The 25456-nt window shown below is 70.2% G+C and carries 27 protein-coding genes; 14 read left to right on the plus strand and 13 right to left on the minus strand.

Annotated elements, in window-relative coordinates:
* Positions 1-53: 53 nt before the first annotated feature.
* The gene (locus HDC34_RS03535) at positions 54-692 is read left to right on the plus strand and encodes a biotin transporter BioY (protein ID WP_179555878.1); all 639 of its coding nucleotides are present in this window, start codon (positions 54-56) and stop codon (positions 690-692) included.
* A gap of 14 nt (positions 693-706) precedes the next feature.
* Here the strand turns inward: HDC34_RS03535 and HDC34_RS03540 are convergent, their stop codons facing one another.
* A complete protein-coding gene (locus tag HDC34_RS03540; RefSeq protein WP_179555879.1) occupies positions 707-1297 on the minus strand; it encodes a TetR/AcrR family transcriptional regulator in 591 nt (196 codons plus the stop codon).
* 22 nt (positions 1298-1319) lie between these two features.
* Between HDC34_RS03540 and HDC34_RS03545 the strand changes: the two genes are divergently transcribed.
* The 7 genes from HDC34_RS03545 (at position 1320) to HDC34_RS03575 (ending at position 10651) form a co-directional block, all read left to right on the plus strand.
* Entirely contained in the window at positions 1320-2564 is a 1245-nt protein-coding gene (locus tag HDC34_RS03545) for an MFS transporter (protein WP_179555880.1), read from the plus strand.
* A gap of 215 nt (positions 2565-2779) precedes the next feature.
* The gene (locus HDC34_RS18135; protein WP_104310291.1) at positions 2780-2869 is read left to right on the plus strand and encodes a potassium-transporting ATPase subunit F; all 90 of its coding nucleotides are present in this window, start codon (positions 2780-2782) and stop codon (positions 2867-2869) included.
* 14 nt (positions 2870-2883) lie between these two features.
* Positions 2884-4551, plus strand: coding sequence for a potassium-transporting ATPase subunit KdpA (gene kdpA, locus HDC34_RS03555; RefSeq protein WP_374757236.1), 1668 nt, complete (start codon positions 2884-2886; stop codon positions 4549-4551).
* Between the two features lie 2 nt (positions 4552-4553).
* Positions 4554-6671: a potassium-transporting ATPase subunit KdpB gene (gene kdpB / locus HDC34_RS03560; RefSeq protein ID WP_179555882.1), complete on the plus strand. Its 2118-nt coding sequence runs from the start codon at positions 4554-4556 to the stop codon at positions 6669-6671.
* Between the two features lie 39 nt (positions 6672-6710).
* Complete coding sequence (gene kdpC / locus HDC34_RS03565) at positions 6711-7379, plus strand: potassium-transporting ATPase subunit KdpC (RefSeq protein ID WP_179555883.1); 669 nt, start codon at positions 6711-6713, stop codon at positions 7377-7379.
* Positions 7380-7382: 3 nt separating this feature from the next.
* Positions 7383-9953, plus strand: a complete 2571-nt coding sequence (locus HDC34_RS03570; protein ID WP_179555884.1) for an ATP-binding protein — start codon at positions 7383-7385, stop codon at positions 9951-9953.
* The gene (locus tag HDC34_RS03575; protein ID WP_179555885.1) at positions 9950-10651 is read left to right on the plus strand and encodes a response regulator; all 702 of its coding nucleotides are present in this window, start codon (positions 9950-9952) and stop codon (positions 10649-10651) included. The genes HDC34_RS03570 and HDC34_RS03575 overlap by 4 nt, the downstream gene beginning before the upstream one ends.
* Here the strand turns inward: HDC34_RS03575 and HDC34_RS03580 are convergent.
* The 3 genes from HDC34_RS03580 to HDC34_RS03590 all read right to left on the minus strand — a co-directional run bounded on the left by HDC34_RS03580 (position 10648) and on the right by HDC34_RS03590 (position 11990).
* A complete protein-coding gene (locus tag HDC34_RS03580) occupies positions 10648-10953 on the minus strand; it encodes a hypothetical protein (RefSeq protein ID WP_179555886.1) in 306 nt (101 codons plus the stop codon). The two genes, HDC34_RS03575 and HDC34_RS03580, sit on opposite strands and share 4 nt — an antisense overlap.
* Positions 10954-11126: 173 nt before the next feature.
* Entirely contained in the window at positions 11127-11273 is a 147-nt protein-coding gene (locus HDC34_RS03585) for a hypothetical protein (protein ID WP_167516425.1), read from the minus strand.
* A gap of 102 nt (positions 11274-11375) precedes the next feature.
* Positions 11376-11990 (minus strand): LysE/ArgO family amino acid transporter, encoded by a 615-nt coding sequence (locus HDC34_RS03590; RefSeq protein WP_179555887.1) that lies wholly within the window; start codon positions 11988-11990, stop codon positions 11376-11378.
* A gap of 70 nt (positions 11991-12060) precedes the next feature.
* Between HDC34_RS03590 and HDC34_RS03595 the strand changes: the two genes are divergently transcribed.
* Positions 12061-12999, plus strand: a complete 939-nt coding sequence (locus HDC34_RS03595; RefSeq protein ID WP_179555888.1) for a LysR family transcriptional regulator ArgP — start codon at positions 12061-12063, stop codon at positions 12997-12999.
* A 35-nt stretch (positions 13000-13034) separates the two neighbouring features.
* On the opposite strand, the gene HDC34_RS03600 is transcribed toward HDC34_RS03595, so the two are convergent.
* On the minus strand, positions 13035-13532 hold the full coding sequence (locus tag HDC34_RS03600; protein WP_179555889.1) for an SRPBCC family protein: 498 nt from the start codon (positions 13530-13532) through the stop codon (positions 13035-13037).
* A 125-nt stretch (positions 13533-13657) separates the two neighbouring features.
* On the opposite strand from HDC34_RS03600, the gene HDC34_RS03605 reads away from it, so the two are divergent.
* Complete coding sequence (locus HDC34_RS03605; protein WP_179555890.1) at positions 13658-13942, plus strand: hypothetical protein; 285 nt, start codon at positions 13658-13660, stop codon at positions 13940-13942.
* Between the two features lie 33 nt (positions 13943-13975).
* Here HDC34_RS03605 and HDC34_RS03610 read toward each other — a convergent pair whose 3' ends face one another.
* The 3 genes from HDC34_RS03610 to HDC34_RS03620 all read right to left on the minus strand — a co-directional run bounded on the left by HDC34_RS03610 (position 13976) and on the right by HDC34_RS03620 (position 16082).
* Positions 13976-14305, minus strand: a complete 330-nt coding sequence (locus tag HDC34_RS03610) for a DHCW motif cupin fold protein (RefSeq protein ID WP_179555891.1) — start codon at positions 14303-14305, stop codon at positions 13976-13978.
* A gap of 47 nt (positions 14306-14352) precedes the next feature.
* Entirely contained in the window at positions 14353-15366 is a 1014-nt protein-coding gene (locus HDC34_RS03615) for an LLM class flavin-dependent oxidoreductase (RefSeq protein WP_179555892.1), read from the minus strand.
* Between the two features lie 74 nt (positions 15367-15440).
* Complete coding sequence (locus HDC34_RS03620) at positions 15441-16082, minus strand: SRPBCC domain-containing protein (protein ID WP_179555893.1); 642 nt, start codon at positions 16080-16082, stop codon at positions 15441-15443.
* A gap of 107 nt (positions 16083-16189) precedes the next feature.
* Between HDC34_RS03620 and HDC34_RS03625 the strand changes: the two genes are divergently transcribed.
* On the plus strand, positions 16190-17824 hold the full coding sequence (locus HDC34_RS03625; protein WP_179555894.1) for a bifunctional 3'-5' exonuclease/DNA polymerase: 1635 nt from the start codon (positions 16190-16192) through the stop codon (positions 17822-17824).
* 18 nt (positions 17825-17842) lie between these two features.
* Here HDC34_RS03625 and HDC34_RS03630 read toward each other — a convergent pair whose 3' ends face one another.
* Together HDC34_RS03630 and HDC34_RS03635 are read right to left on the minus strand one after the other, a co-directional pair.
* Entirely contained in the window at positions 17843-19003 is a 1161-nt protein-coding gene (locus HDC34_RS03630) for an AAA family ATPase (protein WP_179555895.1), read from the minus strand.
* Between the two features lie 103 nt (positions 19004-19106).
* Positions 19107-20477 carry an NAD-dependent succinate-semialdehyde dehydrogenase gene (locus HDC34_RS03635; protein ID WP_179555896.1) on the minus strand — a complete coding sequence of 457 codons (1371 nt, stop codon included), beginning with the start codon at positions 20475-20477 and terminating at the stop codon, positions 19107-19109.
* Positions 20478-20699: 222 nt separating this feature from the next.
* Here HDC34_RS03635 and HDC34_RS03640 point away from each other — a divergent pair, with 222 nt between their 5' ends.
* Both HDC34_RS03640 and HDC34_RS03645 read left to right on the plus strand, forming a co-directional pair.
* Complete coding sequence (locus HDC34_RS03640; protein WP_179555897.1) at positions 20700-22376, plus strand: AAA family ATPase; 1677 nt, start codon at positions 20700-20702, stop codon at positions 22374-22376.
* Between the two features lie 5 nt (positions 22377-22381).
* Positions 22382-22798 (plus strand): hypothetical protein, encoded by a 417-nt coding sequence (locus tag HDC34_RS03645; RefSeq protein ID WP_179555898.1) that lies wholly within the window; start codon positions 22382-22384, stop codon positions 22796-22798.
* Positions 22799-22825: 27 nt separating this feature from the next.
* Here the strand turns inward: HDC34_RS03645 and HDC34_RS03650 are convergent, their stop codons facing one another.
* The 3 genes from HDC34_RS03650 to HDC34_RS03660 are packed head-to-tail and all read right to left on the minus strand — an operon-like array spanning position 22826 to position 24617.
* Positions 22826-23284, minus strand: a complete 459-nt coding sequence (locus HDC34_RS03650) for a nuclear transport factor 2 family protein (protein WP_179555899.1) — start codon at positions 23282-23284, stop codon at positions 22826-22828.
* On the minus strand, positions 23281-23784 hold the full coding sequence (locus HDC34_RS03655) for a nuclear transport factor 2 family protein (RefSeq protein ID WP_179555900.1): 504 nt from the start codon (positions 23782-23784) through the stop codon (positions 23281-23283). Before HDC34_RS03655 ends, HDC34_RS03650 begins: the two co-directional genes overlap by 4 nt.
* Positions 23785-23786: 2 nt before the next feature.
* Positions 23787-24617: an SDR family oxidoreductase gene (locus HDC34_RS03660; protein WP_218854879.1), complete on the minus strand. Its 831-nt coding sequence runs from the start codon at positions 24615-24617 to the stop codon at positions 23787-23789.
* Positions 24618-24861: 244 nt separating this feature from the next.
* Between HDC34_RS03660 and HDC34_RS03665 the strand changes: the two genes are divergently transcribed.
* Entirely contained in the window at positions 24862-25425 is a 564-nt protein-coding gene (locus HDC34_RS03665; RefSeq protein WP_179555901.1) for a MarR family winged helix-turn-helix transcriptional regulator, read from the plus strand.
* The last annotated feature ends 31 nt before the right edge of the window (positions 25426-25456 follow it).

Below are 25456 nucleotides of genomic sequence, written 5' to 3' on the forward strand. Positions count from 1 at the left end.
ACACTGTTCACTGAACACCGTTCAGGAAATTCCAGAGAAAGGTCCCACCCCCTATGAGTGCCGATTCGATCACCGCCGCCGGGCGTCCCGCCGGGCGTCCCGCCGGCCGCGCCGTGCCCCGCGTCCTTGCTGACCTCGTGGCCGGGGCTGGCACCCATGCCCGCGCTCGAGGCGGGGCTCTCCGGAACGCCGCGCTCGTGCTCGGCGGCACTCTCTTCCTCGTCGCCGCGGGCTTCATCGTCATCCCGCTGCCGTTCACGCCCGTGCCCGTCTCGCTCGCGACCTTCGCGGTCCTGCTGACCGGCGCTTCCCTCGGCCCGGTCCGTGCCGCCGCGAGTGCTGGCCTGTACCTCGCGCTCGGCGCGCTTGGGGCGCCGATCTTCGCCGACGGCGCATCCGGGGTCCTGTTCCCGTCGTTCGGCTACATCGTCGGCTACGTGCTCGCCGCGGTCGCCGTCGGGGCGCTCGCCCGTCGCCGAGCTGACCGCCACGTCCTCTCCACCGTCGGTGCCTCGGTGCTCGGGACGCTCCTCGTCTACGCGGCCGGCGTCCCCTGGCTCGCCCTCTCGCTCGGCGTGGACCTCGGCACTGCGCTTGCGCTCGGCGTCGTGCCGTTCCTCATCGGCGACGCCATCAAGATCGCGGCCGTGAGTGCCCTGCTGCCCTCCGCCTGGAAGCTGCTCAAGCGTTGAGTGCCCGTGGATCGCTAGGCGTCTGAGTCCGCGGCGGCGTGCTCGCGGAGGAGTGCCGTCGCGATGCGCCGGGCTGATGCGGTCGTGTGTCCCGGGTCGCGGAGTCGCATCGCGAGGTCGCCGGAGACGACCAGCAGCAGCTCGTCGGCGAGCTCTCGGTCGCGGCTGGTCGCGTTCAGCGCGTCGTCGGTGATGGATGCAGTGAGTCGCCTTCGCAGCGAATCGGTGTCGGTGTCGACGGCCGCGCGCACCTCTGCCGGTGCGTCTGCGTACTCGGCGGCAGAGCCGAGGAACGCGCACCACTGGGCGCGCACGGGATGCTCGCGGAACGTGTCGAGGGCGTCGAACACGGCGAGGACGCGTCCCTCCCACGAGTCCTGGCGGGCGATCGCCGCATCCCAGGCCACGAGCCACTCCGCGTGCCGACGAGCCAGCGTCGCCGCCAGGAGTGACTCCTTGCTCGCATACCCGCGGTACATGGTCGCCGCCGACACTCCCGCGCGCTCGATGACGGCGTCCACCGGGGTCGCGTGGATGCCCCGCGTGAAGAACAGCTCCTCGGCGGCATCGAGGAGCTTCGTCGCGCTCGATGTGCGGATGCTCATGTACACACCCTAAGCTCCAAATATGAAACGTACGTTTTCGTTTGGGGATATCGTCCAGCAGAGCCGGGGGCAGGGCACCCGGCAGCGGCGCTCGCAGCGACTCCTCGTGGTGGGCGGCGTCGGCCTGATCGCTGCCTGCTACGGCCTCGTGCGCCTCGCGTACGGGCTCTACCTGCCGGATGTGGAGGCCGAGCTCGGCCTCGACGCCTCGATGGCCGGCGTGGTCTCGGGCGGCGCGTCCGCGATGTACTGCGCTGCCGCGATCGTGGGGTTCTTCCTGGCAGGCCGCATTCCGCGCATCCTCGTGGCAGGCGCCGCGTCGACGGCCGGTGGCGGTGCCCTCGGCATGGCACTCGCGTCACAGGTCGAGGGCTTCGCCGCTTTCGCCATCGTCAGCTCAGCCGGGGCCGGCCTCGCGTCCCCCGCCCTGGTCGAGCTCCTCAGGCGGGCCGTGAGCGGAGACCGCGGGCAACGCCTCCAGGTCGTCGTCAACGCGGGCACCGGACCGGGCCTCGTGCTGGCAGGAGCACTCGCGTTGCTCCTGCTGCCCGACTGGCGCCTGGCATGGGCGGCCGCGGCGGTCGTCACGTTCCTCTCCGCGTTCGCTGTGCTCATGTCGACCGCGCTGCCCTCGACCGCGCTGCTCTCGACGGTGCTGCCGTTGTCGGGTCGAGCGCGGCGCCAGGACGCGTCGGCAGCAGTTCCGCCGCGCGCCTGGTTCGGGCAGCACCTGCGTGTGATCTGCGCAGCGTTGCTCCTCGGGGCAGGCTCGGCCGCCGTGTGGACGTTCGGGCGCACGGTGCTCGTGGACGGGGGCGCCTCCGGCGACTTCTCGGCGCTCGCATGGATGTGCCTGGGGCTCGGCGGGGCTCTCGTGCTGCCGCTCTCGGCCGCCGTGCGCCGCCTCGGTTCCACGCGGGCGTGGATGCTCACCGCGCTCGTCGTCGCAGCGTCGACGGCACTGATCGGGCTCTTCCCGGGCGTGCGGCCCCTCGCCCTCCTCGCGTGCGTCGCCTTCGGCTGGGGCTACACGGCGGCGACCGGGGCCCTCATCACGTGGACCTCCGAGATCGACGAGCGGCGCGCATCCGCGGGCACCGCGCTGCTCTTCGTCGTCCTGGTACTCGGTCAGGGCCTCGGCGCCGCACTGGCAGGGTGGGGGCTCGGCGCTGCGACACCCGGGCTGGTGTTCGTGGTCGCGGCGGCACTGTCTGCAGCGGCGATCGTGCCGGCCCGACCGGTGGCCTCGATCGTTCGCGTTCCGTGAGGAGTTGCACGCGTCCCGTATGGGTTCCGTGAGGGCGAGCACAGCGGCGCCCCGCGAGGAGTTGTATCGGGGACTGCGCCTGAACGGCGCGCAGCCACGCTCACCGCTGGCTGCACACCTCCGAACGGAGTCTCAGTGCTCGACCTCGTCTTCGTCGCGGGCATAATCGCCCTCTTCACCGCCATCGGCCTCCTCGGCAAGGCGGTCGACAAGCTGTGATCGTCTTCGAAATCATCGCCGCCGCCCTCGGCGTCGCCGCGATCGCCTACCTCGTGGTGGCCCTCGTGCATCCCGAGCGGTTCTGATGGACGCGCCCACCATGCTCCACGCCAGCCTCGCGTTCCTCACGGTCGCGCTCATCCTCGCCGCCCTCCACCGCCCGCTCGGCGACTGGATCGCACGCGTGTACTCATCCACCGACGACTGGAGGATCGAACGGGGCGCCTACCGGCTCATCGGCGTCGACCCGTCGTCGGCGCAGACCTGGCAGGCCTACCTGCGCGGAGTGCTCATGTTCTCCACCGTCGGAGTGCTGCTCGTCTACCTCCTGCAGCGCACGCAGCAGTGGCTGCCGTACTCGCTCGGGCTGCCGGCCCCCTCGGAGCACCTCTCGTTCAACACGGCCGCCTCGTTCGTCGCGAACACCAACTGGCAGTCGTACTCGCCAGAGGTGACCCTCGGGTACGCCGTCCAGCTCTCGGCGCTCACGGTCCAGAACTTCGTCTCCGCCGCGGTGGGACTCGCCGTCGCGATCGCCCTCGTGCGGGGCCTCGCAGCCCGCCGCTCGGGCACGCTCGGCAACTTCTGGGTCGACCTCATCAGGGGCACCCTCCGCCTGCTGCTGCCCCTCTCGGCCCTCGCCGCGCTCGCGCTCCTCGCGGGTGGCGTCATCCAGAACTTCAACGGCTTCACCGAGGTGAGCACCCTCACCGGCGCGACCCAGTCGATACCGGGTGGCCCCGTCGCCTCGCAGGAGGCGATCAAGCTCGTCGGCACCAACGGCGGCGGCTTCTTCAACACGAACTCCGCGCACCCCTTCGAGAACCCCAGCGCCATCACGAACCTGCTCGAGGTCATCCTCATGCTGGCGATCCCGTTCTCCCTGCCCCGCACCTTCGGGGTCATGGTGGGAGACCGCCGTCAGGGCTACGCGGTGCTCGCCGTCATGGCGACGCTCTTCACCGTGTCGTTCGCCATCCTCACCGCCGTCGAGTCCGCTGGCATGGGCTCGGCACCGGATGCGGCGGGCGGCGCCATGGAGGGCAAGGAGCAGCGGTTCGGCATCGTCGGGTCGACGCTCTTCGCGACCGCCAGCACCGGCACGTCCACGGGCGCCGTCAACTCCATGCACGACTCCTACACGGCGCTCGGTGGGCTCCTGCCGATGCTCAACATGATGCTCGGCGAGATCGCGCCGGGCGGGGTCGGCTCCGGCCTCTACGCCATGCTGGTGCTCGCGATCATCGCCGTCTTCATCGCAGGCCTCCTCATCGGGCGCACCCCCGAGTACCTGGGCAAGAAGATCGGGCCGCGTGAGATCAAGCTCGCCAGCCTCTTCATCCTCGTCACCCCGGCGCTCGTGCTCACGGGCGTCGCCCTCAGCTTCGCGATCCCCGGCGTCCGCGACGAGCTGGCGGCGACCTCCATCTGGAACCCGGGCGTGCACGGCCTCTCCGAAGTGCTCTACGCCTTCACCTCGGCCGCCAACAACAACGGCTCGGCCTTCGCCGGCCTCACCGCGAACACTCCATGGCTGAACACCTCGCTCGGGGTGGTCATGCTGCTCGGCAGATTCGTCCCCATCGTGCTCGTGCTGGCCCTCGCCGGGTCGCTCGCAGCCCAGGACAAGGTGCCGTCGACGGTCGGCACGCTCCCCACCCACCGGCCTCAGTTCGTCGCGCTCCTCGCCGGCGTCAGCGTGCTCATCACCGCGCTCACCTACTTCCCCGTGCTCGCACTGGGCCCCCTCGCAGAAGGACTCTCCTGACCATGCAGAGCATCCCATTCGCAGCCTCGATGACCGGCGCGATCCGCAAGCTCGACCCGCGTCAGCAGTGGCGGAACCCCGTCATGTTCATCGTGTGGGTCGGCGCGGCGTTCACGACCGCGCTTGCCATCGCCGAGCCGTTCCTCGGTGGGCCCGCCGACTCGGGCGGCACGGTCATCCCCGCCTCCTTCACGTGGGCCATCGCGGTCTGGCTCTGGCTGACGGTGCTGTTCGCGAACCTCGCGGAGGCAGTCGCCGAGGGCCGCGGGAAGGCGCAGGCGGAGACGCTCCGCCAGACGCGCACGAGCACGGTCGCGCACCGCGTCGACACCTACGACGCCGGGACCGACCCCGCGGCCGAGCGCGTCGGCAGCGTCGACGTCTCCTCGGCCGACCTGACCCTCGGCGACGTCGTCACGGTGGCGGCGGGCGAGCTCATCCCCGGCGACGGCGACATCGTCTCGGGTATCGCCTCCGTCGACGAGTCGGCCATCACCGGCGAATCAGCCCCCGTCATCCGCGAGTCCGGCGGCGACCGCAGCGCCGTCACGGGCGGCACGCGCGTGCTCTCCGACCGGATCGTCGTGCGCATCACCTCGAAGCCGGGGGAGACGTTCGTCGACCGGATGATCGCGCTCGTCGAGGGGGCGTCGAGGCAGAAGACGCCGAATGAGATCGCGCTCTCGATCCTCCTCGCGTCGCTCTCGATCGTGTTCGTCATCGTCGCCCTCACCCTCAACCCGATCGCCTCCTACGCGGCGAAGCCGGTCAGCATCACCGTGCTCATCGCGCTGCTCGTGTGCCTCATCCCGACCACCATCGGGGCGCTGCTGTCGGCCATCGGCATCGCGGGCATGGACCGCCTCGTGCAGCACAACGTGCTCGCCATGTCCGGCCGCGCGGTCGAGGCCGCCGGGGACGTGACGACGCTGCTCCTCGACAAGACCGGAACCATCACGTACGGCAACCGTCGGGCGTCCGAGTTCGTGCGGATGGCCGGGGTGCGCGACCAGGACCTGATCCGGGCCGCCGCACTGTCGTCGCTCGCCGACCCGACCCCAGAGGGGGTCTCGATCGTCGAGCTCGCGCGACTGGAGGGCGTCGACGTCGAAGCCCAGGCAGCCGATTCGAGGCGCGGCGAGATCGTGCCGTTCACGGCCCAGACCCGCATGTCCGGACTCGATCTGGCGGACGGCGCGCGCATCCGCAAGGGGGCAGGCTCAGCGGTCACCGCCTGGCTCGGCGACCAGGGTGCACCCCTGAGCCCAGCGCAGCTCGCCGAGCTGGAGGATGCGACGGGTCGCGTCTCGCAGAGCGGCGGCACCCCGCTCGTCGTGGCAGTGATGGATGCGCCCAGCCCTGAGCGGGGACGGCCGGCCGGCAGTGTCCTCGGGGTCGTGCACCTCAAGGACGTCGTGAAGGAAGGGCTCAGCGACCGCTTCGCCGAGCTTCGCGCCATGGGGATCCGCACCGTCATGGTGACGGGCGACAACCCGCTCACGGCCGCCGCGATCGCCAGAGAGGCCGGAGTCGACGACTTCCTCGCCGAGGCGACGCCGGAGCAGAAGCTCGCCTACATCCGCCGAGAGCAGGACGGCGGCAACCTCGTCGCGATGACGGGGGATGGCACCAACGACGCTCCCGCGCTCGCGCAGGCCGATGTGGGTGTCGCCATGAACACGGGCACGTCCGCGGCGAAGGAGGCGGGCAACATGGTCGACCTCGACTCCGACCCCACGAAGCTCATCGACGTGGTCCGCATCGGCAAGCAGCTCCTCATCACGCGGGGCGCGCTCACGACGTTCTCCATCTCGAACGACATCGCCAAGTACTTCGCGATCATCCCGGCCATGTTCATGGGCGTCTTCCCGGGGCTCGGCGTCCTCAACATCATGGGGCTGCACTCCCCGGCGTCTGCGGTGCTGTCGGCGATCGTCTTCAACGCCATCGTCATCGTGCTGCTCGTCCCGCTCGCGCTCCGGGGCGTGAAGTACCGGCCCGCGAACGCCTCGAGCACGCTCGGCCGCAACCTCCTCATCTATGGGCTCGGCGGCATCGTCGCCCCATTCGTTGGGATCTGGCTCATCGACCTCGTCGTGCGCCTCATCCCGGGCTTCTGAACCCCGACCCGACATCTGCCCCAGAAAGGGACTCCCACCATGAACTCCGCAACCCGCGCCACGGCGCGCACCGCCTGGGTCGCCGTCCGCGCGATGCTCCTCTTCACCGTCGTCCTCGGTATCGGATACACCCTGGTCATCACCGGCCTGGGCCAGGCGGCCTTCGGCGCCCAGGCCAACGGATCGGCGGTGCGGGACGGCACCGGCGCGGTCGTCGGCTCGAGCCTCATCGGTCAGTCGTTCGTCGACGCCGACGGCAACCCGCTGCCCGAGTACTTCCAGTCGCGCGCATCGGCGGCGGGGGACGGCTACGACGCGGGCGCGTCCTCCGGCTCGAACCTGGGGCCGGAGAACCCGGATCTCGTGGCCGCCATCGAGGAGCGGCGAGCGCAGGTCGCCGAGTTCAACGGGGTCGCGCCTGACGCCGTGCCGGTGGATGCGGTGACGGCGTCGGCCTCAGGGCTCGACCCGCACATCAGCCCCGCGTACGCGGACTTGCAGGTGCAGCGCGTCGCGGCGACGCGCGCGCTCGACGCCGCCCAGGTCCGTACGCTGGTCGCAGCGCACACCGTCGCCCCTCTGCTCGGGTTCCTAGGGGAGCCCACCGTCAACGTGCTGGAGCTCAATCTGGCGCTCGCGGAGCTGCAGGCGAACGCCTCGGCCCCCACATCCACCCCCACATCCACCCAGGAAGGCAAGGAGCTCTGACCCATGGCGAAGCGGGGACGGCTGCGGGTGCTGCTCGGCGCCGCCCCTGGCGTCGGGAAGACGTTCGCGATGCTCCACGAGGGCACCAGGATGCGCGAAGCAGGCAAGGACGTGGTGGTCGCGGTCGTCGAGACCCACGGCCGGGCCGCGACGGCCGAGGCGGCCGCCGGGCTCGAGGTGGTGGGACGCGCGACGTACCTGCACCGCGGCGTCGAGCTCACGGACATGGACCTCGATGCGGTGATCGGGCGGCGTGCGGAGGTGGCGCTCGTCGACGAGCTCGCGCACACGAACGCGCCCGGTGCGCGCAACCTGAAGCGCTGGGAGGACGTGGAGGAGCTCCTCGACGCCGGCATCGACGTGGTCTCCACCGTGAACATCCAGCACATCGAGTCCCTGAACGATGTGGTCGAGCAGATCACGGGGGTGCCGCAGCGCGAGACGATCCCGGACGACGTGCTGCGGCGAGCCGATCAGGTCGAGGTCGTCGACCTGTCTCCGCAGGCGCTGCGGGATCGCCTTGCCGGCGGGCTCGTGTACCCGGCTGAGCGCATCGACGCGGCGCTCTCCAACTACTTCCGCCTCGGCAACCTCACGGCGCTGCGCGAGCTGGCGCTGCTGTGGCTCGCCGACGACGTCGACCAGTCCCTCAAGCGCTACCGGGATGACCACGGCATCGACGCGACGTGGGAGGCGCGCGAGCGGGTCGTCGTCGCGCTGACCGGGGGAGCGGAGGGGGAGACGCTGCTTCGGCGCGGCGCCCGCATCGCGGCGCGGTCCGGCAGCGGCGAGCTGCTGGCGCTGCATGTGACGAGCCAGGACGGCTTGCGCGTCGGGGATCCTGGGCATCTTGCACGGCAGCGGGCGCTTGCGGAGCAGCTGGGCGGCACCTACCACCAGGTGGTCGGCGAGGACGTGCCGGCGGCCCTCATCGAGTTCGCGAGGTCGGTGAACGCGACGCAGCTCGTCATCGGCGTCAGTCGTCGCAATCGGGTTGCCGCGCTGCTCACTGGCGCGAGCGTGGGCAGTGCCGTCACTCGGGACGCCGGCACCATCGACGTGCACATCGTCAACCATGCGGATGCCGGCGGCCGGCTCAGGCTGCCGAGGCTCGGCGGGGCGCTGACCCCGCGTCGCCGGATCGCCGGCTTCGTGCTGGCCCTCGTCGCGGGTCCGCTGCTCACCTGGCTGCTCGCGTCCCTCGGCAGTGTCGACTCGTTCACGACGCACGCCCTCAGCTACCAGGTGCTGGTCGTGGCCGTCGCCCTGGTCGGCGGCCTCTGGCCAGCGCTCTTCGCGGCCGTGCTGTCTGGCGTCACCCTCGACTTCTTCTTCGTCGCCCCGTTCGGCACCGTCCTCATCACCGACCCGAGCCATGTCACGGCGATCGTGCTGTATCTCGTCATCGCCGCCCTCGTGAGCTTCGTCGTCGACCGGGCGGCGAGAAGGGCGCGCGAAGCCCGTCGGGCGGCCGCGGAGTCCCAGCTGCTGCAGACCGTCGCCGGCAGCGTGCTCCGTGGGCAGAACGCGATGCAGGCCCTCGTCGAGCGGACGCGCGAGGCGTTCGGCCTCGCGGGCGTGCGGCTCGTGGATGCGCGAGGCGTGGATGCGCGGGGCGACGAGACCGAACCGCGCGTGCTCGCGAGCTGCGGTGAGCCGGTGCGCGGGGACCGGCACACCTCGATTCCGGTCGCCCCACCGTCGTCCGGTGGCTCGGGAGTCGCCCTCGAGCTGCACGGTCGCGAGCTCGACGCCTCGGAGCGCCGGCTGCTGACCGTCATCGTCGCGCAGCTCGGCGCGGCCGTCGAGCACCGCGAGCTGCGGGAGGCGGCCGACGAGGTCGCCCCGCTCGCCGCCTCTGACAAGGTCAGGCGGGCGCTGCTGTCCGCGCTCAGTCACGACCTCCGGCGTCCCCTGGCATCCGCGACAGCTGCGGTCACCGGCCTTCGCGTTGCGGGCGACGAGCTCGACGACCACGACCGCGACGAGCTCCTGGAGACCGCGGACGAGAGCCTCGGCACGCTCGCCACGCTCGTGACCGATCTCCTCGACGTGAGCCGCCTCCAGTCGGGGGCGCTCGCCGTCTCCCTCATGAGCATCGACCCGGCCGATGCGATCCTCCCGTCCCTGGACGAGCTGGGGCTCGGCCCGGCCGACGTTGAGCTCGCGCTCGACCCCGTCGTCGCATCCGTCGCCGCCGACCCGGCCCTGCTGCAGCGCGTGCTGGTCAACCTCCTCGCCAACGCGGTCCGCCACTCGCCGCCGGGTCGACCGGTCCGGCTCGCGACCAGCCAGTTCGGGGGCGACGTGCAGATCCGGGTCGTCGATCACGGGCCGGGGATCCCCGCCGAGCGACGCGGTGAGGTCTTCGAGCCGTTCCAGCGCCTCGGCGACACCGACAACACGACCGGCCTCGGGCTGGGGCTCGCCATCTCGAAGGGCTTCGTCGAGGGAATGCAGGGCACACTGATTCCCGAGGACACCCCGGGGGGCGGGGTCACGATGGTCGTGACACTGCCGATTGACGCGGCGGCGACCGCCGAACGAAAGACAGGGGAGGGGAGGCGCGCATGAAGATCCTCATCGCGGACGACGACCCGCAGTTGCTTCGCGCCCTGCGCATCACCCTCACCGCCAAGGGATACAAGGTGCTGATCGCCCGCAACGGGGCGGAAGCCATCTCCGTCGCGATCGACCATCGCCCGGACCTGTACCTCCTCGACCTCGGCATGCCGGAGCTCGACGGGCTCGAGGTCATCGAGGCCATCCGGGGTTGGTCTGAGGCGCCGATCCTCGTCGTCTCGGGGCGCAGCGGGGCGGGCGACAAGGTGGATGCGCTTGACGCGGGCGCGGATGACTACGTCACGAAGCCGTTCTCCATCGACGAGCTGCTCGCGCGCATCCGAGCGTTGTCGCGCCGAGTCCCGCAGGCTGGCGGTGAGCCGGTCGTCGTGTTCGGCGACGTGTCGGTCGACCTGGCGGCGAAGAGCGTCGTTCGCACCGTCGGCGGGGAGTCGACGCACGTGCGCCTCACGCCCACGGAATGGCAGGTGCTGGAGCTGCTCGTGCGCAACGCTGGGCGTCTGGTGACCCGGCAGATGCTGCTCACCAGCATCTGGGGGTCGGAGCACGTCAACGACACCGGCTACCTGAGGCTGTACCTGTCGCAGCTGCGCAGGAAGCTCGAGCCGGTGCCGTCGGCGCCGCGCCACCTGCTGACGGAGGCGGGCATGGGGTACCGGCTCGTGCTCCAGCCGGACGGCGTCGCCTAGTTCGTCGCAGCGTCGTCCGAAGGGGCTGCCCGGCTCGCCTCCTCGGCGCTCGGGAAGTTGATGTCATCCACGTCGACATCGATGTCGCCCACGTCGTCCGGGCCGCCCGTGCCGGGGCGCACGTTCACCTGGTCGGCGTCGATGTCGTTGTCGACGCCACCGTCGACCTCATCCACGCGCTCGGTGCTCGTCTCCTGCTTCTCCTGCGTCTCCGTCTCGCTGCCGGGGGAGTAGCTCGTGTCCTTCTCGAGCTGGTCGCTCTCGGGGAGGCTGTCTTCGCTGTCGTGCATCTGATGGCTCATCGTGCGAGCTTGCGGTCTCGTCCTGGGTGCGCGCGCAATTGTGCGTGTGCGGAGGCCGTGAGTCGCTGAGGGTCCCGGGGTAGGCGTGCCCGCGTCAGGCGCCCGCGCAGGCGAAAGGGCCGGGCCGCAGTTTGCTGCGCCCGGCCCTTCGTCGCGAGTCGACCTCGCTCTCGTCAGTCCTCTTCCGGCTCGAACGTCGAGGCGTCCGGGTCGTAGCCGACCGCGACCCCGTCGTCGGAGTCGGGGATCGTGCCGTCTTCGCCGAGGCCGTTCGGCTTCTCGTCGCCGTCGCTGTCGTGGGAGATGTTCTGGTCGCTCATCGTGGGCCTTCCGTTCGGGGTCTGCTCTGACTTGTGGCGACGATAGCGCTCGACGCTGAAGGGTTTTCCGGATCCGCGCGGGCGAGGCGAACCAGACGTTCCTCACAGCCCGAGCAGCAGCGACGCCGCGATGCCGACCATGACGACGGCGATGATGGCGTCGAGGACACGCCAGGCGACGGGCTTCGCGAACACCGGCTGCAGGAGGCGCGCCCCGTAGCCGAGGGCGGCGAACCAGACGACGCTTCCGACAGCCGCGCCCGCACCGAACAGCCAGCGCGCCTCGCCGTGCGTGTTCGCGACCGACCCGAGCAGCACCACGGTGTCGAGGTACACGTGCGGGTTCAGCCAGGTGAGCGCGAGGCACGTGAGCACGGTCGGGAGCAGGGCAGAGGATGCCGCCGGGCTGTCCGCATCCATCGCCTTCGGCGTCATCGCCCGGCGGGCCGCGAGCAGCGCGTAGCCGAGCAGGAACGCTGCCCCAGCGATGCGCACGACGGTCGTCAGCCAGGGGAGCGCGGTGAAGACGATGCCGGCTCCGCCCACGCCGAGCAGGATCAGGAGCGCGTCGGAGAGCGCGCAGACGGCGACGACGGCGAGCACGTGCTTCCGGAGGAGCCCCTGCCGAAGCACGAATGCGTTCTGCGCGCCGATCGCGACGATGAGCGACAGGCCGAAGCCGAAGCCGGCGAGAGGGGTGAGCAGATCCAGGGTCATGCCGCGACGATATGGCGCGTTGAATATCCGGGTCCAGCTCATTTTCCTTGGCAATCATTAGTATTGCTTCATGCCAATCGCTGCGTCTGCGTTCGACCCCCAACGTCTCGCCGCGCTCCGCGCCGCCGTTGAGACGGGCACCTTCGAAGCCGCGGCCCGCGAACTGCGCGTGACCCCGTCCGCGATCAGCCAGCGCATCAAGGCGCTCGAGAGCGAGACGGGTCGGGTGCTGCTGCAGCGCAGCAAACCCGTCGCGCCGACCGAGTCCGGTGAGGTGCTCCTGCGCCTCGCCCGGCAGCTCGAGGCGCTCGGACGGGAGGCATCGAGCATCCTCGGCCGCGTGGGGGTCGGTCCCGGAACCGGCACGGTCGCGGACCACGCGAGTCCCGCCCTCGAGCGTCTCCCCATCGCCGTCAACGCCGACTCCCTCGCCACGTGGTTGCTACCCGCGATCGCACCGCTCGCCGACGAGATCGCGTTCGAGCTGCGACGGGCCGACGAGACGCAGACCACGGAACTGCTGCGGCGAGGAACGGTGACGGCCGCCATCACCGCCGACCCGGCCCCAGTCCAAGGCTGCACCTCGGTGCTGCTCGGCGCCATGCGCTACGTGCCCATGGCATCTCCCGGCTTCGCCGCGCGCTGGTTCGAGGTTCCAGGGGAGACGCTGACGGATGCCCTCCAACACGCACCGGTCGTGGTCTTCGACCGAGCCGACACGCTGCAGGACCGCTACCTGCAGGCCGTGGGGGTCGACCCCGGAAGCCCGCCCTGCCATTACGTGCCGTCGTCCGCCGACTTCGTCACGGCGATCCGCTTCGGCTTCGGCTGGGGGCTCGTCCCGGAGCAGCAGCTCGACGACGAACCTTCGTTGGTGCGGATCGACCCGCGGGGCTGGGTCGACGTGCCCCTGTTCTGGCAGCAGTGGCAGCTGCACACGCAAGCGCTCGGCAGGACAGCGACGACCGTCGCTGCCGCAGCACATGGCGCACTCCGGGCCTCGGGATAGCTCCCCGCGAACTCCCCGCGCGAGCGGTCAGCGGGTCAGCTGTCAGCGGCGACCGCCGCGAGCACCACCGGGTCCGCGCATCCTCGGGCGAATCCGCGGATGCGACGGTCGATGTCGCGTTGCAGGATCGCCCCGCCGATGCGCTCGGCGAGCGGGGCAAGCCATCTCGGCCTGCAGGCGAAGTTGTACCGCCAGACGGCGAGTGTCGCGGGTCTGCCGTCGCCGGACTCGTCCTCGGCGGGGCTGAACCGCCAACCCCCGCCGAGTCGTTCGAAGAACCAGGATCCTCGTGTCATCTTCATGCCGACGTTCGACGGCGGCTTGTAGGAGACGTACTCGCTGATCATGCGGAACCCGAGGCGGTGGACGGTGAAGGTGCGCACCCCTTTCGCCGGCCGTTCGGCTCCGTCGAGGAATCGCTGGCGGCGGATGAACGGGTCCCATCGCAGTCGCACGTCCCCGGTCGTCTGGGATACGGCGAAGGCTGTCGCGGGGTCGACGGGGACAACGCAGCGGGACTCGACGACGGGCATGCCCCATCGTCACACGGGGCTATCCCGGAACGTGCGGAGGCGCTCGCGGATGCGCCGTCTTGTCAGGTTCGCGGAGGATGACGTGCTTGCCTGGTGGCTGACGGATGCAAACGGTGGGAGCAACCATGAAGGACAACCAGCACAGCGACGAGCGACTCGGGGACTCGATCCCGGGCGATCCGATCGGAGACCCCGCGGACCTGACTGCCAGCGAGGAGAAGTCGGGCGCGGAGCCGGCCGGTGAGAAGGGCGACGTGCTCGGGGCTGTGGGCAAGCTCGCGAACGTGTTCGCGTTCGGGAAGCTCTCCGACGCCTCGTCGGCGACCGCGACGGCCGACGGCACGTTGCCGTCGGACCCTGACGACGACGGCACCGGTGGCACTGGCGGCGCGCGCCGCGCCGGGGCTTGACGAGTCGCACGGGTCAGGCCCGGCCGTCTTCGATCAGTCGACCATGAACAACCGCGCGCCGGCCTCCGTGCGCGAGCGGTGGGCCTCCATGTCGGTCCCGACCTGGTAGCTCTGGCCAGCGCTCAGCGTCACCAGGCGGCCATCGTCGAGCTCGGTGTCCAGCGTGCCGTCGAGCACGAATAGCACGTGTCCGCGTGAGCACCAGTGGTCGGCGAGGTAGCCGGGAGAGTAGTCGACCATCCGGATGCGAGTCTCACCGATCTGCTGGGTCCGCCACCGCGCCTCGCCCGTGGTGCCCGTGTGGACGGTCGGCTCCAGCGAGGCCCAGTCGGTGGTGGTGAAGGCGTGCCCGAGAAGATCCATGGCTCGACGCTACCGCCCTGCGCAGCCGCCCTGCACCGCCGGTCGGGCTACCTGTCGGCGTTCTCGAGCGGCTGGGATGCGCGCATCGCCTCCGCGGTGATCTCGAGCGACCGGACGCGGTCGGCGCTCTGCAGCGCGCCGTGTCCGATGATCAGCTCGTCGGCGCCGGTCGTCTCGGCGAACTCCGTGAGATAGTCCCGCACCTCCGGCCCGGTGCCGACGGCCGTGTAGCGCATCATGTTCGCGATCTGCTGCCCCTGGGGGCTCGCCAGGATCTGGTCCATCTGCTCGTCCGTGAAGTCGGAGTTGGGTCCTCGGAGGAGAACGCTGCGGAGGCGGGACCTCCTGGAGCGAGTGAACTGCTCCTGCGCTTCAACCGCGTCGAGTGCCGCGACGACGTTGACGCCCACGATCAGGTGGGGTGCCTCGAGCTGCTCCGACGGCTGGAAGCGCTCGCGATACAGGGCCACGGCCTGGAAGAGCTGGTCTGGCGCGAAGTGCGACGCGAACGCGTACGGCAGTCCGAGCTGCGCCGCGAGTTGCGCGCCGAAGAGGCTGGATCCGAGGATGTAGAGGGGCATGTTCGTGCCCCCACCTGGCACTGCCTGCACGCCCGGGATGGTCGACTCACCGCGGAGGAAGGCCTGCAGCTCGAGAACGTCCTGCGGGAACTCGTTCGCGGACGCGGGGGAGCGGCGCAGGGCCCGGAACGTCGCCTGGTCACTGCCGGGGGCGCGCCCGAGTCCGAGGTCGATGCGGTCCGGATACAGGGTCGCGAGGGTGCCGAACTGCTCGGCGATGACCAGCGGGGAGTGGTTGGGGAGCATGACGCCGCCGGCCCCGAGCCGGATCGTGGAGGTCTGCGACGCGATGTGCCCGATGAGGACGCTCGTCGCGCTCGACGCGATCGTGGGCATGTTGTGGTGCTCGGCGTACCAGACGCGGCGGTACCCGGATCGCTCGGCGGCCTGGGCGAGCTCGACGCTCGCTTGGAAGCTTTCCCTGACGGTCTGGCCAGGGGCGATGGGGGCGAGGTCAAGGATGGAGAGAGGAACAGTCACCTTGGATGCAACCGACGAGCCCCGTCAGGTGTTCCCACCGGCGGGCGGTCGCGTGTCGTGCGCAGCCCGTGTGGCTATTCGTCGCCCAGGTAGAAGGAGGCGGTGCGGGCCGCGGAGTGGTGTGCGTCGTCGGGGTCGGCACCGGCGCTGAGGTGGGCGGTGCACCAGCGGTCGGCCGCGGACTCGATGAAGCGCTTGCCCTCCGCAGTGTCGTTGAAGGCGGAGAGAGCCGCCTGCACGTCGGTGCCGGAGTCGCCGAGAGCGAGTGCGAGGGCGAGGAGGGCGCCGTCCCAGCCGATGCCGGTGGCGGCCGGGCCGTATTGAGCCCAGTGCTCGTTGTCCGGCACCGTGTGGTGCAGCGTCAGGCGAGTGCCCGGTCCGGCGGGGTCGAGTGTCAGGCGGACTCGGCTGACGTCGCCGTCGTACTCCCACGTCACGCGGAGCTCCGTGTGCGGCTGGCAGTGCTCGATGGTGCCGGATGTGCCGCTGGCGGTCAGCCGGTACCTCCCGCCCTCGGCGAGCTCGCCGTCGGCGGGTTCGAACCAGCGCGAGAGGCCCTCTGGTGTTGTGCACGACGTCCACACGGCTTCAGCCGAGGTCGGGAAGGTGCGCTCGAGCGTGACGACGTAGCTCGTGCCGTCTCGCGCGACGCTGCGCGTGACGTTCTCCAGGCTCTCGGTCGACGCTCCGGCGGGGGACACCGGTTTCGTTTCCATGTGGTCAGCGTGCCTGGCGTTGTTGTGGAATGGCGCAGACCCGGGGAATTGCGCAAGGGCGCGGCTTCGAGGCGGATCTCGTCCGTGGTCTGCCCCACAATGAACGGATGCACATCCTGGTCACGTCGCTCGAGCGCGGCTTCGCGCTCGAAGATCGACGCGACGCCGCACCCACCGCCGACGCTGCTTCCTCGCACGCCCCTCGCGTGCGGATCGTCCCGGACGCCATCGGGCTCGCGCAGCTGGTGTCCGAGTGCGAGCGGTCGGCCCCAGCAGGCGACCCGATTCGCTGGGTGTGGAACAGCCAGGACATCGTGCCCCGGCTGCTCGCCCACGGGGTACGGGTGGGCCGGTGCCACGACCTTCGGCTCGCGGGCCGCATCCTCATCACAGCCGGCTATCTCGATGCGAGCCTCGATGTGGCGGACGCGCGAGGCGGGTCTCACCCGGGCGAGGGCCTCTTCGACCTCGACGCCGAGAACCCGGGCACGCCCGCCGCGACCCGCGAGCTCTTCGAAGCGCAGCTCGCGGCCCTGGAGGCCGCGAACCACGGGGGATCCCGGAAGGGTGCGCTCGCGTTCCTCGTCGGGGTCGAGAGCGCGGGAGCCCTGGTCGCGGCGGAGCTCCGGGCTGCTGGCATGCCGTTCAGCGTCGAGCGCCACGAGCGTGTCCTCGTGGAGGCGCTGGGGTCGCGGGGCGCTGGCGGCAGGCCCGCGAAGCTCGAGGCCGCGGCATCGGTGGTGCGCTCCGCGCTGGACGAGCCGACCCTCAACGTCGATTCTCCCAAGGACCTGCTCGCTGCACTGCGCCGCGCCGGGCTCGACGTGGCAAGCACCAGCAAGTGGGAGCTGTGGGGCAAGGACCATCCGGTCGTCGAGGCGCTCCTGCACTACAAGCGTCTGCATCGGCTGTTCACGGCGAACGGATGGACCTGGCGCGACGAGTGGATCCATGGCGGACGCTTCCGGCCCGACTACGTTCCGGGTGGCGTCGTGACGGGACGCTGGGCGACCAGCGGCGGCGGGGCCATGCAGCTCCCCAAGGAGATCCGCAGCGCGGTCGTGGCCGACCCGGGTTGGAAGCTCATCGTGGCCGATGCGGCGCAGCTCGAGCCGCGCATCCTTGCTGCCATGTCCGGCGATGAGGCCATGGCAAGAGCGGGCGCGCAGCGCGACATGTACACCGCGTTCGTAGATCGGGGCGTCGTACCCGACCGCGATAGTGCGAAGGTGGCGATGCTCGGCGCGATGTACGGCGCGACGAGCGGGCAGAGCGCGATCCTGTTGCCGGGCCTCGAGCGCGCCTACCCGCACGCGATGGCGCTCGTCGCTTCGGCCGCCCGCTCTGGGGAACGGGGACAGCAGGTGCACACCTGGCTCGGACGAACGTCTCCGTGGCCGCCCGCCGAGTTCTCGCCGCGCGACTTCGGACGCTTCACCCGCAACTTCATCGTGCAGGGCACGGCCGCCGAGTGGGCGCTCACCTGGATGGCCGGCATCCGGCAGCGGCTGGCCCGACTCGGAGTTGGATCGGTTGTGGATGCGCCGCTCGAGCGCAGCCCGCACCTGGCGTACTTCCTGCACGACGAGGTAGTGGTGCACGCGCCCGCCGAGCTGGCAGACCGTGCAGCGGCTGAGGTCGTCGCGGCAGCCGCCGAGGCCGGACGACTCCTCTTCTCGGGCAGCCAGGTCACCTTCCCCGTGGTGGCGCACGTCGTCGACAGCTACGGCGAGGCGAAGTAACTGAGTGTAGGAGCGCGTTCAGCGCTTCGGCCACACCCACTGCGGACCCTCGAACTGGAGTTGGTCGCGGATGCTCGTCGAGCCCGCCTCCTTCTCGAGCTCGATGATGTTCGCGTCGTCGCGGAGGCCCTCGACGAGCGGCAGCGAGTGCGTGACGACGATGACCTGCGTCTGCTCGGATGCGCTGCGGATGAGGCCCGCGAGCGTCGGGAGGAGGCTCGGGTGGAGGCTCGCCTCCGGCTCGTTGAGCACCAGCAGCTCGGGCATGCGGGGCGACAGCAGGGCGGTGGCGAGGAGGATCATCCGCAGCGTGCCGTCGGACAGCTCGCGGGCGTCGAGCGGCCTTGCGAGGCCGGGTTGCGACATGACGAGCCGGGCCATGCCGGACGCGTCTTCCTCGATGCCCACCCGGGAACCGGGGAAGGCGGCATCGATGGCGGCGTGGAACGCTCTCGCGTTGCCGACCCGCTGCACCGTCGCGAGGGCCGCGGGCAGGCGCGAGCCGTCATCCGGCAGCACTGGGGTGAAGGTCGCGGGGCTCGGCAGCCTCGCCGGGGCTGCCGCGTCGGTCCGGAGGTAGTCGAGGAAGCGCCAGCCGCGCGCCGACTCCCGGAGCGCGTAGAGCTCGGGCGCCGTCGACGGGTCGGCGAGGGTGGCGAGCATCGACTCGGCCTCGCGCACGCTCCACTCGGCACGCACCAGCTTGAAGTTGGCGTCACGCACCTTGACGAGGTTGCCTCGCCGTTCGACGAGGGTCGTGGAGGGCCGCAGCAGCTCACTCGACCAGACGAGCTCGCTCTTCACGACCGGGTCGAACGGGAAGTCCGAGATGACGGGGATGCCCAGGTCGATCGCGAAGTTCTGCAGGGGCCTCGGGTGCTCGCTTTGCGGCATGCCGAGGTCGGTCGCGTACGAGGCGGTCGAGGTGCGCAGGCCGAGCTTGAGGGTGACGGGCGTGCCACGGGAGCGCTTGCCCGCGTGCAGTGCAGCCCGCAGCCCGCCTTCCATCGCGAGCGACGACAGGGCGCCCTCGCGGATGATGTCGTGCAGCAGGCGCAGGGCTCGGTAAAGGTTCGACTTGCCGCTGCCGTTCGCGCCGGTGATGACGTTGAGGCGTTCGAGTGCCACCGTGACGCTCTTGATGGACCGGTAGTTCTCGATGGCGAGGAGTTCAAGCATGCTCACACGCTAGGAGGTGCCACCGACAATGTCGCTCGAGGGAGCGGAAGAGCCCCTCCGGCGGAGGCGAACTCCGGCCCGAGGGGCTCCCGGTCGACCAGGACTACTTGACCTGGCGGATGAGCTTCTTGTTGACGAACTCCTCGATGCCGAGCGAGCCGAGCTCGCGGCCGAAGCCAGAGCGCTTCACGCCGCCGAACGGCAGCTCTGGGCTGTCGAGGCCGACGCCGTTGATGTAGACCATGCCGGCCTCGATGGCGTCGGCAACGCGCTGCGCCTGCTCCTGGTCGGTCGTGAAGAGGTACGAGCCGAGGCCGAACGGGGTCGCGTTGGCGAGTTCGATGGCCTCCTCTTCGCTGCTGACCTTGTAGAGCGCCGCGACGGGGCCGAAGAACTCCTCGGTGTAGGCGTCGTTGTCGGGCGTGACGCCGGCGAGCACCGTCGACTCGAAGAAGTTGCCGTCGTGACCGCCGCCTCCGAGCAGCTGCGCGCCCTGAGCGACCGCGCGTTCGACCTGCTCCGCGAGGTTCTTCGTGGCGGGTGCCGAGGAGAGCGGGCCGAGCTCGGCGTCGTCCTTGGTCGGGTCGACGGGCGCCACGGAGGTCATCGCGGCCGTGAACTTCTCGGCGAACTCGTCGTAGAGCGAGTCGATGACGATCATGCGCTTCGCCCCGTTGCAGGCCTGGCCGGAGTTGTCGAGGCGGGCGGCGACCGCGGCCTCGACGGCCTCGTCGACGCTGTCGGTGCTGAGCAGGATGAACGGGTCAGACCCGCCGAGCTCGAGCACGACCTTCTTGAGGTTGCGCCCTGCGATCTCGGCGACGGCCGCTCCGGCACGCTCGGAACCGGTCAGCGAGACGCCGTGGATGCGGTCGTCGGCGATGATGTCGGCGATCTGCTCGTTGGTGGCGAAGATGTTGACGTACGCGCCCGTCGGGAAGCCCGCATCCGCGAAGATCTGCTCGAGCGCAGTCGCCGACTCGGGGCACTGCCCGGCGTGTTTCAGCAGGATCGGGTTGCCGAGCACGAGGTTCGGGCCGGCGAAGCGGGCGACCTGGTAGTACGGGAAGTTCCACGGCATGATGCCGAGGAGGGGCCCGATGGCCGAGCGCCGGATGAGGGCGGTTCCCTCGCCGCCGAGCAGCTCGATCGGGGCGTCCTTCAGGAAGTTCTCCGCGTTGTCGGCGTAGTACTGCAGGATGTCGGCGCTGAAGTCGACCTCGCCGTACGACTGCTCCATGGGCTTGCCCATCTCGCGGGTGATGATCTGGGCGAGCTCCTCGCGGCGCTCGCGGTGCAGCTCGGCAGCACGGCGCATGAGGGCGGCGCGCTCTGCGACGGTGCTGGGCTTCGACCACGTGCGGTACGCGTTATCGAGGCTCTGCAGTGCAGTCTCGATGCCGTCCTCGGTGACGAGCGGGAATTCCTCTCCCTGCTCGCCGGTCGCTGGGTTCACAACTACGTAGGTGCTCAAACTCACTCCAGACATTGGATGCGTGCGCGCAGCATCGCGCGATTGGGTGAAGCCTAGGAGATGTGGCCTTGGAAACCCAGGGTTCGCGTCGAATTAACTGAATATCGTTCATTTAGGTCGTGGCATGCCGGATGCTCGGAGGGGGTGTTCCCGAAGCGCCCGTTCAGCACGGCCGCCCTAGGCTCGCGAGCGGCGGGACGAGCCCGCTGGTGAGGGGATGGCATGAGCGAGCCACACGAGTCCGGCGCTGGCATTCGACCCGCAGACGGACAGCCGCAGGCGGACGCGGATTTCCTCCGCTCCTTCAAGCGGTTCCTCGAGCGGGTCAACGAGACGCCGCCAGACGCGAGGGTGCAGCGAACGCCGTTCGGCGAGGAGCTGAGCGACTTCCTCGGTGCGGATGCCGAGGCGCTCCCTGTGGTCGTCGAGGAGTTCGCGAGCTACCGAATCGTCGACGCCGACATCGCACTCGAGGAGATCGCCGGCCGCGGGGAGGCTCGCCTCGTCGGTGTCGCGGGTGGTTCGGCCCATGCGCACGCCGGACTCGCCGAGCTCATCTCGAGCCCTCACCTCCCCTTCAAGCCGGGCCCGGCCGAGTTCGCCGAGAAGGCGACCGGGCCGAAGACCACCAGGCAGGTCGTGAGCTTCGGTGCCCGACTCCTCTCCTACCGCGGGGCGCGGGTCGTGATCATGCAGCGCGCATCCCGTCCCGACATGGGGCGGCCGCAGAGCCAGCTCGAGGTGCTCACCACCGCCGAGCCGGCGCTCGTCTCCGAGCTGCTCGGTGAGGTGCGCTCGCTCATGGTCGAGCGCAGCGTCCTGCGCGGCAAGGTGCTGGCCTTCGAGAGCAGCGACTTCCGGATGGATGCCGGTGCGACGTTCTTGGAGCGGCCGGACGTCGCCGAGGGCGATGTCATCCTGCCGTTCGGCGTGCTCGAGTCCGTGGTCGCGCACGTCATCGAGATCGGACGCCAGCGCGAGGTCCTGCTCGCCGCGGGCCAGCACCTGAAACGTGGCGTGCTGCTCTACGGTCCGCCCGGGACCGGCAAGACGCTCACCGTCAGGCACCTCCTCAGCCGCACGGAGGGGGTGACCGCCGTGCTGTTGACCGGGTCGAGCATCCAGCACATCAGCGCGGCCGCGGAACTGGCCCGCACCCTGCAGCCGTCCATCGTCGTGCTCGAGGACATCGACCTCGTCGCCATGGAACGGCACGCCTCGCCCCAGCCGCTGCTGTTCGAAGTGCTCGACGCGCTTGACGGGCTGGACGGCGACGCCGATGTCGCCTTCATCATGACGACGAACCGCGTGCAGGTGCTCGAGCGTGCTCTCGTCTCCCGGCCGGGTCGCGTCGACCTCGCCGTGGAGATCGCGCTGCCCGGCGGGCCGGAGCGCTTCCGCCTGCTCGAGAAGTACGCGGCGGGGCTGCCGTTCAGCGAGGCGGCGCTGGCTGAGGCGGCGCAACGCGCCGAGCAGACCACCGGCTCGTTCTCGAAAGAACTCGTCCGGCGGGCAGTGCTCACCGCGGCGAGGAAGGGCGTCGAGGTCGACGACGACATCCTGCTCCACGAACTCGACGAGCTCATGTCGGCGCAGTCCGCCCTCACGCGTCGGCTCCTCGGCGACGGCAGCGAGCCTGACGGGATCGGCGACGACAGTGACGACGAGGGTGGGATGTCAGCCGCAGCGGCTCAGGCGCGGGCGGCGCTGTTCGAGGGCACGGGGCCGGCACGGTACTCGACGACGTACGTTCCGCTCGGCGTCCAGTCCGACTTCGGTTGGACCGCGCACGTCCCCGCCTCGGGCGACAGCGACCAGCCAGGCGCGACGAGCGTGCCATCGGGGTCGGAGCATCCGGACACGAAGCATCCGGATGCGCAGCGGCCGGACGGAGCGTGAACGCGGTGGCCGTCAGGGGCAGATCTGTCGGGGCCGTGTGCGTCGGCGTCGGCGCGCTGCTCGCGGTGAGCGGATGCTCGATCCTCATCCCGCAGTACGGGCTCACGATCAGGCAAGCGGTGATTGACGCGGAGTACACGGGCCCGGACTACGCGAGCAACCCCGTGGAGATCACGGAGTCGGCCTGCGGCGACGAGGTCGACTGCGTCGAAGCATGGTCGACGGACCAGGCCGACTACTACCGCTTCGCGACGCGTGACGGGGCGACCGAGTTCGCCGAAGGGCTCGCCGACGGCGCGCAGTCGCACTTCATCGTGATGGACTTCTCTGGCAAGACGGGCGTCGATCGCAGCGATCAAGAGTCGGCGTCGTGCCAGTTGCGCGGGGTCCACTTCGATCATGAGGGCCCCTGCATCGACTGATGCTCCGGCTCCCGGCCGCCGAGATCCTCAACTGGCGGCTGCCCGCCAATGCGCTGAGGTGAAGGTGCGGGTGGATGCGCCGCCCGGGTCGCTCGGTGGGCGTGCGCCGCGGCTGACGTCGCGAACGCGGATGCGCCAGCCGGCCGGGGTGCGCACGAACGTGTCGATGTAGTCCCCGCTCGCGGTCGTGCCGTCGGTGCGGACGAGGAGGAACTTCGACCACGCCTTGATCGTCTCGCCGTCGATCGGATGCAGCACAGTGTTGGTCGTGTAGTGCGGGTGGTAGGGCCTCACCGTGTTGATGACCTGCGCGAGCGCCTCGTCGCCACGCACCGCGCTTGGCCCGGTGCCGAACGAGAAGTCGGTCGTGAAGACCAGCCTCAAGCGGTCCCAGTCGCGGTTGTCGATGACCTGTCCGTAGCGTGCGAGCACGTCGAGAATCTCGGCGGCGTGCTCGGCGGACACCGGGGCTGGAGCTCCGGTCATCGCTCGGTTCCGGACGTCCCGAACGCCTCGAACGTCGCGAACGTCTCCGCGCCGGCCGTCGAGTACTCGCCGCCCGGCCGCTCGCGGTTCCGCTCGGTGACTCGGCGGCCCGTGAGCACCCAGGTGCCCCCGCGCTTCTCGAGCGTGTCGAGGTAGTCGCCGCCCGCGGCCGTGGCCTCGTAGGTGACGAGCACGTAGCGGCTCCACGCGACGGCCGTGCCGGGCTTCTCGCCGGGCCGCACGATGGTGTTGAGCGTGTGGTGGGAGGGAAGCCGCCCGCCGAGCGAGGTGGCGAGTTGCTCCTCGAGGCTCCGCACGCCAGGCGGCCCCGAGAACTCGCCGGCCTGCGTCTCGAGGCGCGCATCCGCTGCGACGATCGTGGCGAGGAGCTCCCACTCTCCGTTGTCGACGAAGTGCCCGTAGAGCGCGAGCGTCTGCTGGACGCCCCAGCGGTCGTCTGCCGTCAGTTCAGTGGTGATCTCAGTGGTGAGTTCGGTCACGTTCAACCCCATTTCGTTGTCGAGCCAGCGTCGATCGGCAGCTGGATTCCGGTGATGTAGCGGGCCTCGGGCGAGGCGAGGAAGAGCACGGCGTTGGCGACGTCGACGGGTTCGATCCAGCCGATGTCGAGGAGCTTGCCCCGGCTCCAGAGCTCCCGGACGTCGTCGGGGGTCGGGTGCTCGAGGTCGGGCCGTGAGGCGCGCAGGTTGGCGTCGTTCATGACGAGTGGCGTCGCCACGGCGGTGGGATGGATGGTGTTGACGCGCACCCCGTACGGCCCGAGCTCGTGCGCCCACGCCCGGGCGAGCCCGACGAGTCCGTGCTTCGCGGCGGCGTACGTGCCGCCGCCGCCCGCTGCGCGCAGGCCTGCACTCGACGAGGTGATGATGACGCTGCCGGGGCTGCCCTCGGCCTTGAGCACGGGGATCGCCGCCTTCAGGGTGCGCCACACACCGCCCAGGTTCACGTCGATCTGCGCGTTCCAGTCTTCTTCCGTGACGTTCTCCGCGAGCCCGGAGCCGATGACTCCGGCGTTCGCGAAGACGATGTCGAACGCGCCGAGCTCGGCGACCGCGTGCTCGACCGCCGCATTGAGCGAGGCCTGCTCGGTGACATCCGCGTGCACCGCGAGGGCCCGCACACCGAGGGCTGTGACCTCGGCGACGACCTCGGCCAGGCGCGCGCCGGATGACGCTCGGTCGAGCGCCACGACGTTGGCGCCCTCCTCCGCGAGTCGGCGTGCGGTGGCACTGCCGATGCCGCCGGCGGCGCCCGTGATAAGGGCGGTCGACCCCGTGAGTCTGCCCGTGATGTTCGGTACTGCCTGCGTCATGCCTGCCCGTCCCTGCTGCTCTGAACTGCCGATCTCTCCGTCACTGCCGAAACAGTCTCACCACCCACCGACACTGCTGCTCGCCCGTCGGTCGTGGAACTTCCGGGGGCGTCACGAGCGGAAATCTCGACAAGCAATCTGCACGTGCGTGCTTGATCTGGGTTTTGTGCCCGGTTGCGCATCCACCTTTGCTAGTTTGATGAACTAGCTTCCTGGCGTTCGGTGCGCCAGCACGAGGAGGATCATGGCGCAGAAGCCAGCCGAGCACTCGTCCGGGTACTGGTACCCGACGGGAGGGCAGCACGCGACGTCGGTCGACGTGCTGAACCTGCTCCGTGAATACCGTGAAGCTGAGGCGAAGATGCGTGCGCGGACACGGTCGTCGATGCGCATGAACGAGAACGACCTCCTGGCTCTGCGCTTCCTCCTCCAGCAGCAGCGCCACGGCAAGGTCGTGGTGCAGAAGGACCTGGGGCAGCGCCTCAACATCTCCTCTGCGTCGGTGACCGGTCTCGTTGACCGACTCGTGAAGAGCGGGCATGTCGAGCGTCGCCCGCACCCCACGGACCGTCGGGCCTCGATCATCGCCCCGACGGTCGAATCTGACCGCGAAGTCCGAGAGACGTTGGGGGTCATGCACAAGCGGATGATCGCGGTGGTCGACTCCCTCAGCACCGAGGAACTCGATGGCGTCGCCAAGTTCCTCTCTGGCATGGTGGGGTCGGTCCAAGCGCCCGCCGCTCACGATGCCCCGGAGGTCGACGGCGTGGCGGATGCGGCGCCCGTCATGGTCGTGCATCGCTCCTAGTCGGCTCGCGGGATACCCGTCGCATGAGCGG

The sequence above is a fragment of the Pseudoclavibacter sp. JAI123 genome, from assembly GCF_013409665.1.
Lineage (GTDB): Bacteria > Actinomycetota > Actinomycetes > Actinomycetales > Microbacteriaceae > Pseudoclavibacter.